Below are 18004 nucleotides of genomic sequence, written 5' to 3' on the forward strand. Positions count from 1 at the left end.
AGGGTACGGGTCCCTCCGGGGTGTCGGGGGTCGGCCCGGGACCGGCCGCAGCCGTCGCACCACTTTCCGGAGCCGGGCCGGAGCCGGGTACTGAGCCCCGGTCAGAGCACTTCCCGCTGACCCGTCCTGAGCCCGCATCAGCAGTGGCCACCGCCCCGACCGCAGCCTCCGCCTCCGCCCCGGCCCCCGCCCCGGCAGCCTCGCCGGGCTCCGTGTCCGGGCCGTTCGCCCCGTTCCCCGTGTCCGCTGTCTCGGTCTTCGTCGCCATCGTGCGCTCCGTCATCGGAAGAGTCGCCGCCATGTCTCGGGGCCGGGGTAGCCGTCGGCGTCCCGGCCGGTCCAGCCCTGGGCCCGCTGGAACGCCTCGACGTTGCGGCGGTCCGCCTCCGTCCACCGGGGTCCCGGGCCGGAGGTGTAGTACTTGCCGAACCCCTTGCTCACCAGTTGCTTCCCGAGGCTGGTGACATATCCGTTCGACTGGCCCGGCCGGAACCAGCCGCGGCCGGGGAACGCCCCCGCGTCGCTGCCGCCGGTGCTGCCGATGTCCCGGCCCACGCCGTTGACCAGGTACGACCAGGTCGTCGGGCCGGGGATGCCGTCCGCCTCGGCGCCGCTCCAGCCCTGGGCCCGCTGGAACGCCTCGGTGGCCCGGCGGTCCGCCTCGCTCCAGCGCGGCCCGGGTCCGGAGGTGTAGAACCGGCCGCCGCCGCGTTCCACCAGCATCCGGCCCAGCCGGGTGACGTACGCGTTGTCCGCGCCCGGCCCGAATTTCCGCGCGCCGGGAAAGGCCGAGGTGCCGCTGCCCGGGTCGCCGCCGGTGTCGCCGCCGTCGGCCAGGCCGCGATAGCGATAGGCGACGTAGCGCGTGGAATTGCTCCAATAGGCGTACGGCGTCGACCGTTTCACCGCGTGCGGCCGGGTCTGTTCATAGGCGATGTACCGCGTACGGGAGGAATCGGCCCAGCCGCCGAAAATGGTGGCGTGGGACCCGGCGCCCGGATTTCCCGGGTTGTGGAAGAGCAGCATGTCGCCGGGCCGCAGTTCGCTCTTCGTTATACGGGTGCCGTATTGGGCCAGGCTTCCGGTCCACTGGTTGCGGCCGAGGTTCCAGGCCATCGAGATGAATCCGGAGCAGTCCTGGCGGTATCCGTCCGACCAGTGGCGATGCATGTTGTACGGGACCTGGGCGCTGACCCAGCGCCGGGCCCGCGCGATGATCTCGTCGCGGGTGAGGGGCCGGGGCGCGGAGGTGGCCACGGCGCGGCCGCGCCCGCTGCCCGTTCCCCCGTACAGCCCGCTGACCTGGCCTTGCGGGGTCGCCCGGGAGGTCAGGGAGAGGGCCGGGGCGCCCGGCCGGGCGTTTTGGGGGCGGCCGGGGCCATGGGCCACGGCGGTGGTGAGCAGGGCCCGCTCGCCGCCGGTCTGCGCGCCCGTTCCGGCGCCGAGGGCCGCGGCTGCCCCGGATCCGGAAACGCCGCTGCTCAGGACCGTTCCGGCGGTCGCCATGAGGACCAGCGCGCGGCGGGCTCCGTGCACGGCGGGGTGGCCGCCGTCCCGGATCGCGAGCGCGTGCTGGAGGGCTCGCCGCTCCTGGGCGCAGCCGCCGCAGGGGCAGCCGCCCGCGGGGTCGAATTCCACGAATCCCGGCACTGCCATTCCCGTTCCCCTCCAGGCTCGATCCGCTTCCGTTCGCCTTCGCACGTGCGACAGCTTCTCAACTGGCAGGAGATATCGCATGTTGACGGGGCAACTGATGATCATCCATTACGAAAGCATACTCACAGACCAAATCGGTCAATCGGCTCGACGAAGGTCCCGAGATCACGGGACTTTCGCCCCGCCGGACCTCGCCATCCGGCACGGCGCCAACACTCCCCGGACGGACGCAAAAGCGGGTGACGCAGGTCACACATTCGGCGGGCCCGGGCGGCCGGGCAGGTGGTCGGGAGCACCCCCGGAGTTCGTGTAAAGTTTTCCACGTCAGCGCGCGCCGCTAGCTCAGTTGGTTAGAGCAGCTGACTCTTAATCAGCGGGTCCGGGGTTCGAGTCCCTGGCGGCGCACGTCACACCGAGGCCTCTCGCAGCTGCGAGGGGCCTCGGTGCTTTTCCGCCGCCTTCCGGGCCGCCCGCCGCTTCCCCTTCGGCGCCGGGCCGGTGAATCGCTGGTCAAAACGGTGATCGGGGTGCACAGTCGCACAATGGCGCGCGACAACCAGGAGCGGATCAAGAAGCTCATCATCGACCGGCGGCTGGCCCCCGGGGCGCCGCTGCCCACCGAGACGGACCTGATGGAGCTGCTCGGGGTCAGCCGGAACTCCGTCCGCGAGGCACTCAAGGCGTTGCAGGCGATGGGCATCGTGGAGATCCGGCACGGCTTCGGCACCTACGTCGGGCCGATGTCGATGGCCCCGATGACCGAGGGGCTGGCCTTCCGCACGGTGGCCGGCCACTACCGGGGCGAGGACAGCCTGCTCCAGCTGCTGGAGCTGCGGGAAGCGGTGGAGACCGGACTGATCGCGCGGCTGGCGGGGCAGGTGCCGCCCGCGGCGCTCGCGGAGCTGGACGAGCTGGTGGAACGGATGGCGGCGGAGGCCGCCGGGGGCGCGGTGCGGGCCGACACCGACCGGGCCTTTCACGCCGCGCTCTACCGGGGGCTGGACAACCGTCTGCTGAGCGAGGTGCTGGACGCGTTCTGGGAGGCGTTCCACCGCGTACGGACGGACCTGGCCGGACTGGGGGCCGATCCGCGGATCACCCACCGCCAGCACGCGGAAATTCTCGCGGCGGTGCGCGACGGCGACGCACAGCGGGCCGAGCAGGCCGTACGTAGCCATTTCGACAACATCCGTCAGCGGCTGAGCAGTTCGGGACCGAAATAATGCCCCCTCCGACCTGACCCGTCCATCAATGCACTCGCATGTCCGGTAAACTCCTCGTTTCGCCCTTGCGATCAAGATATGAGGTTCGGGACCCTGACGGGATACTGGAGCCCAACTGAGCCTGTGCACGCTCATGTTGGGTGACACACCGGTTGCGGTGAATGTGGGAGTGGGGACCCCGCTGCACGGGACGCGAGTCGGAGCGGACATCATGCAACCGGAAGGCGGCCGTCACACGTCTACGACGTAGGCGGCCGACACCATTTGCGCCCGGGTCGGTCGAGGGGGACCGAAGACTCGGACCAGGAGAAGACGGGCACGCAGCCAGAAGCGTGCCGGGGGGATGGACTCATGACGTCGCCGCCTACCGGCGCCCGGCAGGAGCACCAGTACGACCCGTCCGCGACGACACGCCTGCGCGTGCCGCGCCAGCACTGGCAGCGCCGGCCGCAGCGCAAGCCACTGCCGCGCTACGACTACGAGCACTACAGCCGCCTCGCCGGGCCGCTCACCCAGCCGGACCCCGACAAGCCGTACAAGGTGCGGTACCGCAGTCTGCTGGCGGACGAACCGCACCGAATACGCGCGGCGCTACTCCTCGGCGCCGCTCCCCTGCTCTCGCTCGGCCTGCTCGCCTGGCTGATGCAGCCGGCCCACTGGACCGAACGCGACTACCCCGCCTACGACTTCCTGCCGGTGCTGGACATCGTCATGCTGGTCTCGATCGGACTGATCGAGTTCTTCCGGTGCATGAACGTGCTGTCCAACGCGCACGCCACCCTGGTGGCCCGCGACCCCATCCCGGTCGTCCCCGAACAGGGCACCCGCGTCGCCTTCCTCACCTCCTTCGTGCCCGGCAAGGAGCCGCTGGAGATGGTGACCAAGACGCTGGAGGCGGCCGTCAAGATCCGCCACCGCGGTCTGCTGCACGTCTGGCTCCTCGACGAGGGCGACGACCCGGACGTCAAAGCGGTCTGCGAGCGCCTGGGCGTCCACCACTTCACCCGCAAGGGCATCCCGCAGTGGAATCAGAAGAAGGGCCCGCACCGCGCCAAGACGAAGCACGGCAACTACAACGCCTGGCTCCAGGCACACGGTGACGCTTACGACTACTTCGCCTCCGTCGACACCGACCACGTACCGCTGCCCAACTACCTGGAGCGGATGCTCGGTTTCTTCCGCGACCCGAACGTCGGCTTCGTCATCGGGCCGCAGGTGTACGGCAACTACGACACGTTCGTCACCAAGGCGGCGGAGTCGCAGCAGTTCCTCTTCCACGCGCTGATCCAGCGGGCCGGCAACCGCTACGGCGCGCCCATGTTCGTCGGCACCTCCAACGCCGTACGCATCAAGGCCCTCCAGCAGATCGGCGGCCTGTACGACTCGATCACCGAGGACATGGCCACCGGGTTCGAGATGCACCGGCACCGCAACCCGGACACCGGCAGGAAATGGCGCTCGGTCTACACCCCGGACGTGCTCGCGGTCGGCGAGGGCCCCACCGCCTGGACGGACTTCTTCACCCAGCAGCTGCGCTGGTCGCGCGGGACGTACGAGACCATCCTCAAGCAGTTCTGGAAGGCGCCCTTCACGCTGCCGCCGGGCAAGTTCTTCAACTACACGATGATGGTCATCTTCTATCCGATGTCCGCCATGAACTGGATTCTGGCGGCCCTCAGTTGCGCGCTGTTCCTGGGCCTGGGTGCCTCGGGCGTGCAGATCGACCCGTCGGTGTGGATGATGCTGTACGGCAACGCCTCGGCGCTCCAGATCGGGCTGTACGTGTGGAACCGCCGGCACAACGTCTCGCCGCACGAGCCGGAGGGCTCCGGCGGGGTGGCCGGCATGGTGATGTCCGCGCTGTCCGCGCCGATCTACGCCCGCTCGCTGTTCGACGCGGCGCTGCGCCGCAAGAGCAAGTTCGTGGTGACGCCGAAGGGCGACTCCTCCAGCCCGGACACCCTGTTCGGCACGTTTCGGGTGCACCTGTTCTTCATCCTGGTCTTCGGGGGATCGCTGGGCGCCTCGTTCTGCTTCGGGCACAGCCACCCGGCGATGATCACCTGGGCCGTGCTGGCCCTGCTGATCACCGCGGCGCCGATCTTCGCCTGGCGCTGGGGCATCCGCCGGGACAAGCGCGGGAAGGCGCGCGGGGACACACCGGCGTCCGGCGGCGACGGGCCGCAGCAGGCGCCGCATCCGCAGCGCCAGCCCAGCTGGGCGGCGCCCACCGGACGCGAAAACCCCGCTGAGCCGGGCCACCGCACCGCCGACGACCGGACCGCGCAGATCGCCCTTGGGGGACGTCACACATGAAGTACCGTCCGAGCCGGCGCACCCGCAGAGTCGCGATAGGCGCGGCGGTGGTGCTGGCGCTGGCCGGGATGAACGGCCCCGCCCTGTTCAACTTCGCCTCGGAGCAGTACCACCAGTACAAGATCAACAAGCCCGAGTACAAGGCGGCGAACGGCCACTGGGACGTGGTCGACGTACCGCCCGAGTACAAGATCAACACGATTCACGCCGCACTGCTGCACACCGGCAAAGTGCTGCTGGTCGCCGGGTCCGGCAACAACGCCAAGAACTTCGCGGCCAAGTCGTTCCGTACGGTCCTGTGGGACCCGGCGAAGAACACCTTCAAGAACATCCCCACCCCGAAGGACCTCTTCTGCGCCGGCCACACCCAGCTGCCGGACGGCAAGCTGCTGGTGGCCGGCGGCACCCAGCGCTACGAGAAACTCGGCGGCGACGTGAAGAAGGCCGGCGGCCTCATGATCGTCTACAACGAGAACCCGGACGCGCCGAAGACGTTCCCGGCCGGGACGCTGTTCACCGGCAAGCAGAACGGCAAGACGTTCGCGTCCAAGGACCCGGTCGTGGTCCCCCGCGCCAAGAAGAAGGCGGACCCCGGGACCGGCAAGGTCACGGTCACCCACAGCGAGGCCCGGGTCTACGTGGAGGCGCTCAAGGAGGGCCGCGAACACTCGACCGGCGCCCAGGACAACTACCGCATCCACGGCCTGACCGGCGCCGACGCCCGCAACTTCTACGGCATCGCGCAGAAGCTGTCCTTCGACAAGAAGGACTTCCAGGGCATCAAGGACTCGTTCGAGTTCGACCCGGTGGCCGAGCGGTACATCCCGGTCGACCCGATGAACGAGGCCCGCTGGTACCCGACGCTGACCACCCTGGAGGACGGCAAGGTGCTGTCCACTTCGGGGCTGGACGAGATCGGCCAGGTCGTCCCGGGCAAACAGGAGATCTACGACCCGAAGACGAAGAAGTGGACCTACCTCCCCAAGCAGCGCTTCTTCCCGACCTACCCCGCCCTCTTCCTCACCGAGAAAGGCCGACTGCTCTACACCGGCTCCAACGCCGGGTACGGTCCCGACAACATCGGGCGCAAGCCCGGCATCTGGGACCTGAAGACCAACAAGTTCCAGGTCATCCCCGGGATGAGCGACCCGGACGTGCTGGAGACGTCGATGTCCGTACTGCTGCCGCCCGCGCAGGACCAGCGGTACATGGTGCTGGGCGGCGGCGGGGTCGGCGAGGACCCCAAGGCCACCGACAAGACCCGGCTGGTGGACCTGCACGCCGCCCAGCCACGGTTCAAGGACGGCCCGCCGCTGTACGCGAAGGCCCGCTACCCGAGCAGCGTGATCCTGCCCGACGACACGGTGCTCACCACCAACGGCTCCGGTGACTACCGGGGGCGCAGCGACAGCAACATCCTCAGCGCCGAGCTGTACGACCCGAAGGGCAACACCTCGCGGGCGGTGGCCGATCCGCTGGTGGGGCGCAACTACCACTCCGGCGCGCTGCTGCTGCCGGACGGCCGGGTGATGACGTTCGGGTCCGACTCGCTCTTCGCCGACAAGGACAACACCAAGCCCGGTGTCTTCCAGCAGCAGATCGACATCTGGACGCCGCCGTACCGGTACCGGGACTCGCGGCCGGAGCTGACCGACCCCGGGCCGAAGACGGTGAAGCTGGGCGGTACGGCCACGTACGGGACCAAACACGCGTCGTCCATCAAGAAGATGCGGCTGATGCGGCCGGGTTCGTTCACCCACGTCACCAACATCGAACAGCGGTCGATCGCCCTGGACTTCAAGGCGACCAAGGACGGGGTGACCGTCACGCTGCCGAAGGACCCGACACTGGTGCCGCCCGGCTGGTACATGCTCAACGCGGTGGACGACCAGGGCACGCCGTCCAAGGCGGTCTGGGTGAAGGTGCCGACGGCGTCCCAGGCCGAGCTGGCCGGCCTGGGCCTGAACTGAGCCGCCGACGAGGGTGCGGGGTGCCACGGATCTCCCGGGGCGCCCCGCACCGTCGTTCCCTCGCGGCTACTTCGTATTGCGGGCCAGCTCCAGGGCGTAGTCCGGCCACCACTCGCCCGCCTTGGGCCCGCCCTTGCACGTGCCGTCGGACTCGCCGGGCCGCTTGATCCACAGGTAGGCGTCCACGAGCGGGTCGCCGGTCCGGACCGTCGGTGCCGCGCCGAGGGCGCGGCCGCGCGGGTTGCACCAGTTCTCCGGGTCGTCGCCGCCGGGGGCCGGGCCGTTGCCGTTGCGGCTGGTGTCGATGACGAAGTGCTTGCCGCCGACCATCGAGGACAGCCGCTGGCCGTACTTCTTGTTCTCCTCGGTGGTCTGGAAGTTGGATATGTTGAGCGCGAACCCGTCGGCCTTGTCGATGCCGGCCCGCTTGAGGGGCTCCACCATGCGGCCCGGGTCCTTGATCCAGTGCGGGTTGCCCGCGTCCAGGTAGACCTTGGTGTGCGGCAGCGCCTTGAGCTTGCCGACGGCCTCCGTCAGCAGGGCGTAACGCTCCTCGTGGAACTGCCCGGGGGTGCACTTGTCCTCGATGTGCGGCAGCGCGTCCGGCTCCAGCACGACCGTCGTGGGGCGGTCGCCTATGCCCTTGAGCACGCCGTCCAGCCACGCGCGGTACGCGTTGCCGTCCGCGGCGCCGCCCTTGGAATAGCTGCCGCAGTCGCGGTGCGGGATGTTGTACAGGACCAGCAGCGCCTCGCGGCCGGACTTGGCCGCCGCTTCCGTGAAGCCGCGGGCCTCCCCCTGCGGATCCTCGACGCCGATCCATTCGGCCACCGGCTGCTCGGCAATCTTGTCGATCTGCCGGGCGTCGTCGGACTTGTCGTCCTTGGCGTACGCGGCGGCCTGCCGCGCCGCCTTGCCTTCCGGGTTGACCCAGTAGGGCACCGTGGACTTGGGCTGTTGCCCGGGCTTGGCCCCGGGCTTCCCGTCGCCCTCGCCGTCACCGCCGTCGGACGACGAGAAACACCCCGACACCAGCAGCAGCGCCCCCAACGCCGATGCCGCGCCCCACCATCCGCGCCGGCGCGCGGCGCGGCGCCCGCCCGGGGGACCGCCCCCGGATCCCCGAACACTGCCGTACATCCACTCCCCCCTCGGAGCACGGGACAAGACCGGTCGAATCCATCCTGGCACATGCCCCTCAGCCGCAGGCCGGCCTGTGGACAACCTGTTACGCCCGCGCCGCCCGGCCGGAACCGACCGGTTGGGCCGGTCCAACTGCCGCACATCCCCTAGGCGGCACAGCGCAGCAGTCCTACAGTGAACGCAGGTGGAACTTCCTGTTGGTCACCTGGCCCCAGCCCCCGGCCGGGCACGTGCACGCGCCTTCGTGCAGGCGCCCACGCACCTCCCGCCGGCGGCAGGGCAACTCCCGCAGTCCTGACATCCCGGCGGTCGAGGACCGGCCGGTCGGCGGCTCAGGGGGAGCGAGCCGTCGGCCGGGATCGGTCGGCTCCGGTTGCCGTCCCCCGTACGCGGCTGCCTCAACTCGGCTGGGTCTGCGTGGCGTTCGTCAGGTAGGCGTGCACGACGACGTTGGCGGTGTAGGCGTCCCGCTCGTGGTCGTAGGCTCCGGCGCAGGTGATCAGGCGCAGTTCCGCGCGGCCCGGCACATGCGCGCCGTAGACCTTGCGCGGTACGAAGTTCTTGCGGTCGTAGATCTTGACGTCCTCGACGGTGAACCGCGCGGTGCCGCCGTCCTCCCTGCGAACGTCCACCGGCTGCCCCGGCCGGAGGCTGCCCAGGCGGTGGAAGACGGCCCGCCCGCTGGTCGTGTCGACGTGCCCGACCAGCACCGCGGCGCCCGCCGTGCCCGGCTGCGGCCCTTTCGCGTACCAGCCGACGAGTCCGGGCGTGCGGTACGGCGGCGTGTCCACGGCGCCGGTGGGGTCCAGCCCGGTCTCCGTCACACCCGCCCGTACGTCCAGCGCTCCGACCGAGACCTCGGTGGGGCGGCCGCCCGGGGAGGTGGCCAGGGGCGCGTGGGCGGCGGGCAGGTCCGGTCCGAGCGGGCGGCCGACGGCGGCGACGTCGCCGGTGGTCGGCCCCTTCGCCAGGTCTCCGCCGTCCGTCAGGTCCCTTCCCCACATCCACAGTCCCAGCAGCAGGACCGCCCAGGCCACTCCGGCGGCCATCCGGCCGTGGCCCTGAGGGTGGCGGCGGTCCGCCACCGGGTGGTCGTCAGCCGGCATCGCCATCGCCCGATCCCTTGCGCCGGCGCCGCATCCGCAGCACCTGTCCGGTGAGCGCGAGGACCGCGCCTCCTGCCAGTACGAGTCCCACCGCGTAGACGCCGTCGCCCTCGTGGCTCGCGGCCGTCCGCACGGCCACCGTCCGCTCCGGCGTGGTGTGCGACGCCTGCGCGGGCGTCGCGGCGGTCTTCGCCGTATGCGCCGGGGTCCGGTGCGCCTGCGCCGCCGTCCAGCCGCCTCCCGCCCGTACGGGGGCGGAGGGGGACGCCGGCGGGCCCGCGGCGCCGGACTCCGCCGCGTCGAGGGGATCGGCTGCCACAGCTCCCGGGGCGTTTCCGGCCGGGTCCGCGCCCTCGGCGCCGCCGGCCGTCCCCGCGTCCGCGTCCTCGCCGTTCTCCGCGGGCGCGGGGACGACCTCGAAGGTGCCCGCGGCACGCGCGTCCTCGCCATCGCAGTGGACGGCGACGGCGTACGTGCCGGGATCGGCCGAGGAGCGCACCCGCGCGTCGCCCACCAGGCCCGCGGCGACCCGCGCCAGGGGTACCGCGTCGACGAAGGCGGCCGAGGTGGCCCGGCCCGCGCGGCCCGCGCAGCCGGTGACCTGGAGGGCCGTCTCGGTGCCCGGCGCGGGGGCCGACGGCGTGACCGCGACCGTGCCGGCCGTGGCGCCCGGTGCCCGGGCCGGGGACGCGAGGGCGGGCCCCGGAGACAGCACCGCCACCGTCAGGGCGGCACAGAGAGTGAATCCCGGTGAGCGCATGGTGAACCTCCGAACACTTCCGAAGGTCCGCCCGGCGGCCCGTTTCCGCATCCGGTGCGGGCCGGAACTGCGCCGTCCGGGTGAGCGATCGTGGTCCGGCCGCGGGCGGTGCGGCCGGACCGCGCCCGGTCAGACCAGGTCGACGAGGTCGGCGATGGAGTCGACGACCCGCGACGGCCGGAACGGGTGCCGCTCGATGTCGCCCTTGCCGGTCAGCCCGGTCAGCACCAGGAAGGTCTCCATGCCCGCCTCCAGGCCGGCCAGCACGTCGGTGTCCATCCGGTCGCCGATCATCGCGGAGGTCTCGCTGTGCGCGCCGATGACGTTCAGGCCGTGCCGCATCATCAGCGGGTTGGGCTTGCCGACGAAGTACGGCTCCACGCCCGTCGCCTTGGTGATCAGCGCGGCGACGGAGCCGGTGGCGGGCAGCGCGCCGTCCGCCGAGGGGCCGGTCTCGTCCGGGTTGGTGGCGATGAACCGGGCGCCGTCGTTGATCAGCCGGATGGCCTTGGTGAGCGCCTCGAAGCTGTACGTGCGGGTCTCGCCGAGCACGACGTAGTCCGGCTCGTGATCGGTGAGGACGTAGCCGATGTCGTGCAGGGCGGTGGTCAGACCCGCCTCGCCGATGACGTACGCGGTGCCGGACGGCCGCTGCTCGTCCAGGAACTGGGCGGTGGCCAGCGCGGAGGTCCAGATGGACTCCCAGGGCACGTCCAGGCCGATCCGGTTCAGCCGGGCGTGCAGGTCGCGCGGGGTGTAGATGGAGTTGTTGGTCAGGACGAGGAAGGGCTTGCCCGAATCGCGCAGCCGCTTGATGAAGGTGTCGGCACCGGGCACCGGGATGCCCTCGTGCATCAGCACCCCGTCCATGTCGGTCAGCCATGACTCGATCGGCTTGCGCTCTGCCACTGCCGGTCTCCCGCCGTGCGTGTCTGCCAGGGGCGCCGGCCGTGCCCGCGCCGTCGCGGGGCCCGTACGCGTCGCGCACCACAGCGGGTGACCTGCGTCTCGTACGTATGGCCGACGCCCCCAGCCTAAGTCAGCCGCCGCGATCTTGACCCCGCCGAATGGCCCCGGGCCTCGGGCCGGGGCCGCGCCCGGGAGCGGTACGGCGCTCAGCTGCCCGTCGCCGCCTTCCAGGCGTCGAGGTAGCCGGACAGGTTCTTGTCGATGTCGGTCCAGTCCGGGCGGAAGATGTCGACGCCGTCCATGATCCTCGTGAGTTCGGCGGCGTTGCGGTCGGTGGGCCGGATGTCCGTACGGGCCGCGAACCCGCCGCCGACCGCCGAGACCTGCTTCTGCACCTCGGGCGAGAGCAGGTGGTCCAGGAACCTTCTGGCCCGCGCCGCGTGCGGGGCGTTCTTGACCAGCCCGGCCGCGTACGGCAGCGCGAAGGTGGACGGCCGGGCACCGGGCCGGGCGGCGGGGAAGAAGATGCCCTGGTTCGGCATGGACTTCATGTTGGCGTGGTTCATCTGCACGTCGCCGTTGGCGATGAGAAGTTCGCCCTTGTCGGTCTTGGGGGCGAGCTGTCCGGTGGAGGAGGCCGGGCCGACGTTGTTGGCCTGGAGTTTCCCGAGGAAGTCCATGGCCGGGCCCTGGCCGCCGAAGTCGTGCAGGGCCTGGATGACGACGGCGGTGCCGTCCCCGGCGACGCCCGGCGTGGAGTACTGGAGCTTGTTCTTGAAGCGGGCGTCCGTCAGGTCCTGCCAGGTGCGGGGCGGCTGCTGGAGTTCCTGCTTGTTGTAGATGAAGCAGAAGTAGTTGTTGACGATGGATGTCCACTTGCCGCCCGGGTCCTTGTCCGCGGCGGCGACCCGCTCGGAACCCTTGGGGCGGTAGGCCTCCAGCAGGCCCTTGCCGTCGGCCTGCTGGATGAACGGCGGCAGGGTCACGACGATGTCCGCCTTGGTGTTGTCCTTCTCGCGGGCCAGCCGCTGTACGGCGGCGCCGGACCCGCTCTCCACGAGGTTGACCTTGATGCCGGTCTTCTTCTCGTAGTCCGCGAAGACCCGGTCGTAGAAACCGTCGCCCCGCTCGCCGCGCAGGCCGTCGGCGCTGTACACGGTGATCTCTTTCGCGTCGGCGCGGGACACGCCGCCGCAGCCGGTCAGGGCGGCGCCGAGGACCAGGGCGCCGCAGAGGGCGGCGGGCGGCTTGGGGTGGGTGCGCATGACGTGTCGTGGCTCCTTGGGTGGTCGGGCCGGGGCCCGTCAGCGGTACGCGGCTTTGGTACGGATACGGGAGACGGCCAGGAGCACGAGCAGCGTGGCGGCCAGCAGCGTCACCGCCAGCGCGGCCCCGGCGAACAGGGCGCCCCGGTCGGTGGTGGCGAAGATCCGCACCGGCAGCGGCAGCCAGTCCGGCGGGTAGATCATCATCGTGGCGCTCAGCTCGCCCATGGACAGCGCGAAGCACAGGCCGGCGGCGGCCGTCAGGGACGGCAGCAGCAGGGGCAGTTTGACGCGCCACAGGACGTAGGCCGGGCGCGCGCCGAGGCTGGCGGCGCTCTGCTCGTACGCCGGGTCCAGGCGGGCCAGCGCGGCCGTCACGGACTGGTATGCGAAGGCGGTGACCAGGACGGTGTGCGCGAGGACCACGATCTGCGGGGTGCCGTTCAGGAGCAGCGGCGGCTGTGAGAAGGCGACCAGCAGCGACAGGCCCACGACGACCGACGGCACCGCGACCGGCAGCACGAACAGGCCGTCGAGCACGCGGCGGGCGCGTGGCCCCAGACGCTGGGCGGCCAGCGCTGCCCAGGTACCGGCCGTGAGCGCCAGCAGGCTCGCGGCGGCGGCCGTCGCCAGGCTGGTGACCAGCGCCTCCAGCGAGTCGCCGCGCACGATGTCCTGGTAGTGCGCCGTTGTCGGGCCGGACGGCAGCGCCCCGCTCCAGCTGCTCGCGAAGGACACCGCGACGACCACCAGCAGCGGCAGCGCGAAGACCGGCAGGAAGAGGACGAAGAAGACGGCCCAGACGGCCCGTCGGGCCCCTTTGCTATGCACGAGCACGGTGGCCGGCACCTCCCGTCGACGGTGTACGCGCCCTGCCCGCCCGTGCGGCCACGGTCCGGTACAGGGCGTAAAGGGCCACGGACAGCACGATGTTGACGGCGGCGACGACGCACGCCCCCGTGTAGTCGCCGTCGAGAATGGCCTTGGTGTAGACGAGCACGGGCAGGGTCACCACGTCCTTGGCGCCGGTGAACAGCACGATCCCGAACTCGTTGAGCGTCAGCACGAGGACGAGCGCGCCGCCCGCTGCCAGCGACGGCAGCGCATCGGGCCAGATCACCTTCCGTACGATCCGGGCCGGTCGGGCGCCGAGCGAGGCAGCGGCCTCCAGCTGTCCGGTCTCCACCTGGGAGAAGGCCGCGAGGAGTGGCCGCATCACGAACGGCGTGAAGGAGGTGGTCTCGGCGAGCAGCACGCCCCACGGGGTGTGCAGAAAGCCGAATGGGCCCTCCGCCGCGCCGGTGACGTCCGTCCACACCCCGTTGGCCAGGCCGGACGTGCCGTACACGAAGAGCAGGGCGAGCGTGATCAGGAAGGACGGGAAGGCGAGGAAGACATCGATGAAGCGGCTCAGCGCCCGGCTGCCGGGGAACGGTACGAACGCGATCACCAGCGCGAGGAAGAAGCCGAGCAGCAGACAGCCGGCGGTCGCGCCGACGGCGATCAGCACGGTGTTCCCGAGCGCGTCACGGAACGACGCTTCGGCGAAGACCTGCGCGTACGGCGCGGTGGACGGCGTGCCGCCCTCGTCGCCGGTGACGGACTGCCGTACGACCAGGGCCAGCGGATAGAGGAAGACGAGGGTGAGGGCGAGCAGCGGCGGGAGCGCCCACAGGGCCGCTGAGGCCGATGACGCTGCCGAGGCCGGTCGCTTCCCTGGCTGGTCCTGCGGCGCCGCGCGGCCCTTCGCCCGCGCCGGTGCGAACGTGTCCGGCCTACTCATCGGCCGTGCTCCCCGCCCCGGCCGGCAGCAGCACCGCGTCCTCGGCGGCGAAGTGCAGGACGACTTCGGCGCCCGGCTCCGGAGTCGTCCGCAGCTCGCGCAGGTCCGCCAGGACGCGATGGCCGGCCACGTCCGCGTACACCCGGTGGGTCGCGCCGCGCCACTGCACCTCGGTGACCCGGCCGTGCAGCGCGTTGGGGCCCTCGCCGAGGCCGACGAGGTGCGGGCGTACGCACAGCGTGGCGGACGCGCCGGGCACCGCGCCGTCGGCGGGCGTGACGGCCAGCCGGGTACCGGCGAAGTCCGCCGTGCCGCGCGGGCCGGCCGTCACCGGCAGCAGGTTGGCGTTGCCGACGAAGGAGGCGGTGAACTCGGTGCGCGGGCGCCGGTAGAGGTCCTGCGGGGTGCCGCAGTCGCGCAGCCGGGCCCGGTCCATGACGGCGATGCGGTCCGCGAGTGTCAGCGCCTCGATCTGGTCGTGGGTGACGTACAGGATCGACACGTCGGGCAGTTCCCGGTGGAGCCGGGCCAGTTCGGCGAGCATCCCGGAGCGCAGCCGGGCGTCCAGGGCGGACAGCGGCTCGTCCAGCAGCAGCACGCCGGGCCGGATGGCCAGCGCCCGCGCGATGGCGACCCGCTGCTGCTGCCCGCCGGACAGTTCGCGCGGGTAGCGCCCGGCGTACGCGGCCATGCCGGTCATCTCCAGCGCCTCGGCCACGCGCGCGGCGGTCTCGGCACGTGACGCGGTGCGTCCGCGCCGCGCCTTGAGGCCGAAGGCCACGTTGTCCTCGACGCGCAGGTGCGGGAAGAGCGCGTACTGCTGGACGACCATGCCGATGCCGCGCCGGTGGGGCGGCAGCCCGGTCATGTCCCGGCCGCCGATCAGCACCCGTCCGGCACACGGCCGGACGAACCCGGCGACGGCCCGCAGCGCGGTGGTCTTGCCCGAGCCGGACGGGCCGAGCAGGGCCAGCACCTCGCCCGGTTCGACGGTCAGGTCGAAGGAGTCCAGGACGACGTTCCCGCCGTACGCGACGGAGACGTTGTCGAAGCGGATGCCGGAGGGGGCCTCCGGGGCCCGGTCCGGGCCGGCCGTCGCGGCGGTCGCGGCGGCGGCGCTCATGAGGGGCGCTCCGGCCGCGGGCCGTCGAGCAGCGCGGGCAGTCCGGCCACCGAGCCGAGGACGTGCGTGGCGCCCGCGCCGCGCAGCGCGGTCCCGTCATGGGCGCCGGTCAGCACCCCGGCGACGACGGAGGCGCCCGCGCGGCGCCCGGAGAGCATGTCGTACGAGGTGTCCCCGGCGACCGCGATCTGGCGTACGGAGTCGGCGGCGCCGGTCCGCAGCAGCGCGGCCAGCACCAGGTCCGGGTACGGGCGTCCGCGCCCGCCCGCGTCGGCCGGGCACAGGGTCACCGGCACCAGTTCCCGCCAACCGAGCGCGTCCAGGACGGCGTCCTGGGTGACCCGCGCGAAGCCGGTGGTCAGCACGACCGTACGGCCCGCTTCCCGCAGGTCCTCGATCGCCTCCCGCGCGCCGGGCACGGGGGCGATGCGGCCGCCGTCGACCAGTTCCCCGTACGCCTCCTCGAAGGCGGTGTTGGCTTGCCGGGCCCGCTCCTCGTCCCCGAAGAGGTGGCGGAAGACGGAGATCTTGGATTCACCCATGGTGGCGCGGACATACGCCAGTTGCGCCTCGTGCTCGGCGCTGCCCGGTCCGACGCCGAGCCGCCCGGCCGCGGTGGCGAACGCCTGCTCGACCAGCCCGCCGTCGGCCACGGTCGTCCCGGCCATGTCCAGCACGACCAGTGAAATGCGGTCCGCGTGTGCGGAATTGTCGACGGTCACCGTCCTCACCACCCGATTTCGTTCGCGGTGTCCTCGGCCAGCGCCGGGGAGCAGGTCATACCGCGCCCGCCGGGCCCGGTGACCAGCCAGACGCCGTCGCGCACCCGTTGCCGGTGCACGACGCGCGAGGTGTCGGTGCACTGGGCGTACACCCCGGCCCAGCGGCGGCGCACGGCGGGCAGCGGGCGGCCGAGCAGGTCTTCGACGACGCCGGTCAGGTGCTCGTACGGGTCCTCGACGACGTCGAAGCCGAAGGGCGTGGCGTACTCGTGTGTGTCGCCGATGGTCAGGCCGCCGTCCGCGCGCTGCACCATCAGCAGCTGCATCCGGTGCCCGGCCGCGACGGGCGGCTGCGGCTGGGCCGCCGCCCAGGCGTCCAGCTCGGCTCCCCCGTAAGCCGGGTAGTAGCGGAAGCTGTCCGCGTCGGCCACAGAGGTGGTGAGGGTTTCGCCGAGGGGCGCGGTCTGCATCATCTGGAGCCGGACGCGGCGCACCGGCAGGTCGGGCACCAGCTCGCGCACCAGTCCGCCGAGCCAGGCGCCGGTGCAGAGGACGACGGCGTCCGCCTCGTGCAGTTCGCCGTGGTCGTCGCGTACGGACCGCTCGCCGACGACGTCGCGTACCTCGCGGTCGCCGAGGAAGGTGTAGCGGCCGGAAGCGGACAGCGCCTCGCGCAGCGCGCGCTGTGCGGTACGGGGCTCCATGGCGGCGTCGCGCTCGCACCACAGCGCGCCGTGGAGGACGCCGCGCAGGGCCGGGTTCACGGCCCGGACCTCATCGGCGTCGAGCAGCTTGTAGCCACGGGACGCGGCGTCCGGGCGGCGCGTGGCGGCCTCGGCGACGGCGCGCTCGGCCGCGTTCCGTACGACGGTGAGGGAACCGTTGGGCCGGAATCCGAGGCCGGGGACCCGCTCCCCGATGCCCTCCCACAGCTCACGGGCCCGCAGCGCGGTCGCCAGCTCCGCGCCGCCGGCCCGCCCGCCGACCCAGACCAGCCCGAAATTGCGCACCGAGGCCCCGCGCGCCTCGGTCTCCCGCTCGATGTGCACGACCTCGTGGCCGCGCCCGACCGCTTCCCAGGCGTGCATGGTTCCCAGCACCCCGGCTCCGACAACTATGACTCGCATGCCCGGAACGGTCGTGGGAGCGGGTGACCCACCGGGGGCCGGGAGACGACGCCGGGGTGAATGCGGACTCAATCTTGGCCTAGACCCGTTATGCATCCGTGACCTTACAGCCCAAGGGGGTGCGGATGAGCGGGGATCAGCCGCCCAGGCGGGTCGTGAAGGAGAACCGGTCGCCCCGGTAGAGCGAACGCACCCGCTCCAGCGGCAGGCCCCGGGTGTCCCGCGAAAGACGGTGGATCAGCAGCATCGGCAGCGCCCCCGGAGTGCCGATCAGCAGGGCCTCGCGCGGGGTGGCCAGGACGGTCTCCAGGCGCTCGTCCGCGTCACCGAAGCCGATGCCCAGCCGCTCGTGGAGGTAGGCGTAGAAGGAGGAGTCCGGCTCGAACTCCGTGTCCAGGCGCGGCACCCGCGCCACGGCGACGTACGTGCTCTCCAGCCCCACCCGCTCCTCGTCCGCGAGCAGCACCCGCTCCATGTGCCACACCTCGTCGCCGGCCTGCAGCCCCAGCTCCCCGGCCAGCTTCGCCCACGCGGCAAACCGCTCCAGGCCGACCAGATGACGGCCCGGCCGCCGGCCCTGCTTCCGTACGCCCTCGGTGTAGCTCGCCAGTGACAGCGGCTGCTCCAGCTTGGGGCCCGCCACGACCGTGCCGCGGCCGAGGCGCCGCAGCCGCCCCTCCAGGTGGAGTTCGCGCAGCGCCTGGCGCAGGGTCTCGCGGGAGACCTCGAAGCGCAGCGCCAGGTCGCGTTCGGTGGGCAGCGCCTCGCCCTCGCCCAACTCGGCGAGCAGTGCCTCCAGCTGGACCTTCGCCGCGTAGTACTTGGGGATACGTCCGTGTTCGGGGATGCCGGATCGGACCGGCGCGCCGGGTTCCTGGCCGTTCGGGTAGTCCACCGGCCG

15 protein-coding genes and 1 tRNA gene are annotated in these 18004 nt (G+C 71.9%); 4 read left to right on the forward strand and 12 right to left on the reverse strand.

Translation table 11 applies throughout. From position 1 onward, the window contains the following. Positions 1-279: 279 nt before the first annotated feature. Positions 280-1656: a peptidoglycan-binding protein gene (locus ACZ53K_RS05095; protein WP_468832149.1), complete on the reverse strand. Its 1377-nt coding sequence runs from the start codon at positions 1654-1656 to the stop codon at positions 280-282. Between the two features lie 331 nt (positions 1657-1987). Here ACZ53K_RS05095 and ACZ53K_RS05100 point away from each other — a divergent pair. The 4 genes from ACZ53K_RS05100 (at position 1988) to glxA (ending at position 7165) form a co-directional block, all read left to right on the forward strand. Then, positions 1988-2061: transfer RNA gene (locus tag ACZ53K_RS05100), tRNA-Lys, on the forward strand. A gap of 137 nt (positions 2062-2198) precedes the next feature. After that, positions 2199-2879 carry a FadR/GntR family transcriptional regulator gene (locus tag ACZ53K_RS05105; protein WP_468832150.1) on the forward strand — a complete coding sequence of 227 codons (681 nt, stop codon included), beginning with the start codon at positions 2199-2201 and terminating at the stop codon, positions 2877-2879. A 351-nt stretch (positions 2880-3230) separates the two neighbouring features. Continuing rightward, positions 3231-5195, forward strand: a complete 1965-nt coding sequence (locus ACZ53K_RS05110; protein ID WP_468832152.1) for a glycosyltransferase family 2 protein — start codon at positions 3231-3233, stop codon at positions 5193-5195. After that, entirely contained in the window at positions 5192-7165 is a 1974-nt protein-coding gene (glxA, locus tag ACZ53K_RS05115) for a radical copper oxidase GlxA (protein ID WP_468832153.1), read from the forward strand. The genes ACZ53K_RS05110 and glxA overlap by 4 nt, the downstream gene beginning before the upstream one ends. Positions 7166-7231: 66 nt before the next feature. On the opposite strand, the gene ACZ53K_RS05120 is transcribed toward glxA, so the two are convergent. The 11 genes from ACZ53K_RS05120 to ACZ53K_RS05170 form a co-directional block, all read right to left on the reverse strand. Further along, positions 7232-8305 (reverse strand): glycoside hydrolase family 6 protein, encoded by a 1074-nt coding sequence (locus tag ACZ53K_RS05120; RefSeq protein WP_468832155.1) that lies wholly within the window; start codon positions 8303-8305, stop codon positions 7232-7234. 401 nt (positions 8306-8706) lie between these two features. After that, positions 8707-9420, reverse strand: coding sequence for a class F sortase (locus tag ACZ53K_RS05125; RefSeq protein WP_468832156.1), 714 nt, complete (start codon positions 9418-9420; stop codon positions 8707-8709). Continuing rightward, positions 9404-10174, reverse strand: coding sequence for a hypothetical protein (locus tag ACZ53K_RS05130; protein WP_468832157.1), 771 nt, complete (start codon positions 10172-10174; stop codon positions 9404-9406). Before ACZ53K_RS05130 ends, ACZ53K_RS05125 begins: the two co-directional genes overlap by 17 nt. A gap of 129 nt (positions 10175-10303) precedes the next feature. Next, complete coding sequence (locus tag ACZ53K_RS05135) at positions 10304-11083, reverse strand: HAD-IIA family hydrolase (protein WP_468832159.1); 780 nt, start codon at positions 11081-11083, stop codon at positions 10304-10306. Positions 11084-11289: 206 nt separating this feature from the next. Next, positions 11290-12348: a 2-aminoethylphosphonate ABC transporter substrate-binding protein gene (locus ACZ53K_RS05140; protein WP_468832160.1), complete on the reverse strand. Its 1059-nt coding sequence runs from the start codon at positions 12346-12348 to the stop codon at positions 11290-11292. Between the two features lie 39 nt (positions 12349-12387). Next, a complete protein-coding gene (locus ACZ53K_RS05145) occupies positions 12388-13185 on the reverse strand; it encodes an ABC transporter permease (RefSeq protein ID WP_468832162.1) in 798 nt (265 codons plus the stop codon). After that, positions 13172-14131 carry a 2-aminoethylphosphonate ABC transporter permease subunit gene (locus tag ACZ53K_RS05150; protein ID WP_468832163.1) on the reverse strand — a complete coding sequence of 320 codons (960 nt, stop codon included), beginning with the start codon at positions 14129-14131 and terminating at the stop codon, positions 13172-13174. The genes ACZ53K_RS05145 and ACZ53K_RS05150 overlap by 14 nt, the downstream gene beginning before the upstream one ends. Continuing rightward, entirely contained in the window at positions 14124-15254 is a 1131-nt protein-coding gene (locus ACZ53K_RS05155) for an ABC transporter ATP-binding protein (protein ID WP_468832164.1), read from the reverse strand. The genes ACZ53K_RS05150 and ACZ53K_RS05155 overlap by 8 nt, the downstream gene beginning before the upstream one ends. Beyond that, positions 15251-15985, reverse strand: coding sequence for a phosphonatase-like hydrolase (locus tag ACZ53K_RS05160; RefSeq protein ID WP_468832166.1), 735 nt, complete (start codon positions 15983-15985; stop codon positions 15251-15253). Before ACZ53K_RS05160 ends, ACZ53K_RS05155 begins: the two co-directional genes overlap by 4 nt. Next, positions 15982-17103: a TIGR03364 family FAD-dependent oxidoreductase gene (locus ACZ53K_RS05165; RefSeq protein WP_468832167.1), complete on the reverse strand. Its 1122-nt coding sequence runs from the start codon at positions 17101-17103 to the stop codon at positions 15982-15984. The genes ACZ53K_RS05160 and ACZ53K_RS05165 overlap by 4 nt, the downstream gene beginning before the upstream one ends. A 136-nt stretch (positions 17104-17239) precedes the next feature. Continuing rightward, positions 17240-17998 (reverse strand): GntR family transcriptional regulator, encoded by a 759-nt coding sequence (locus tag ACZ53K_RS05170; protein WP_468832169.1) that lies wholly within the window; start codon positions 17996-17998, stop codon positions 17240-17242. Between the last annotated feature and the right edge of the window lie 6 nt (positions 17999-18004).

The organism is Streptomyces sp. NPDC033221 (assembly GCF_055577005.1).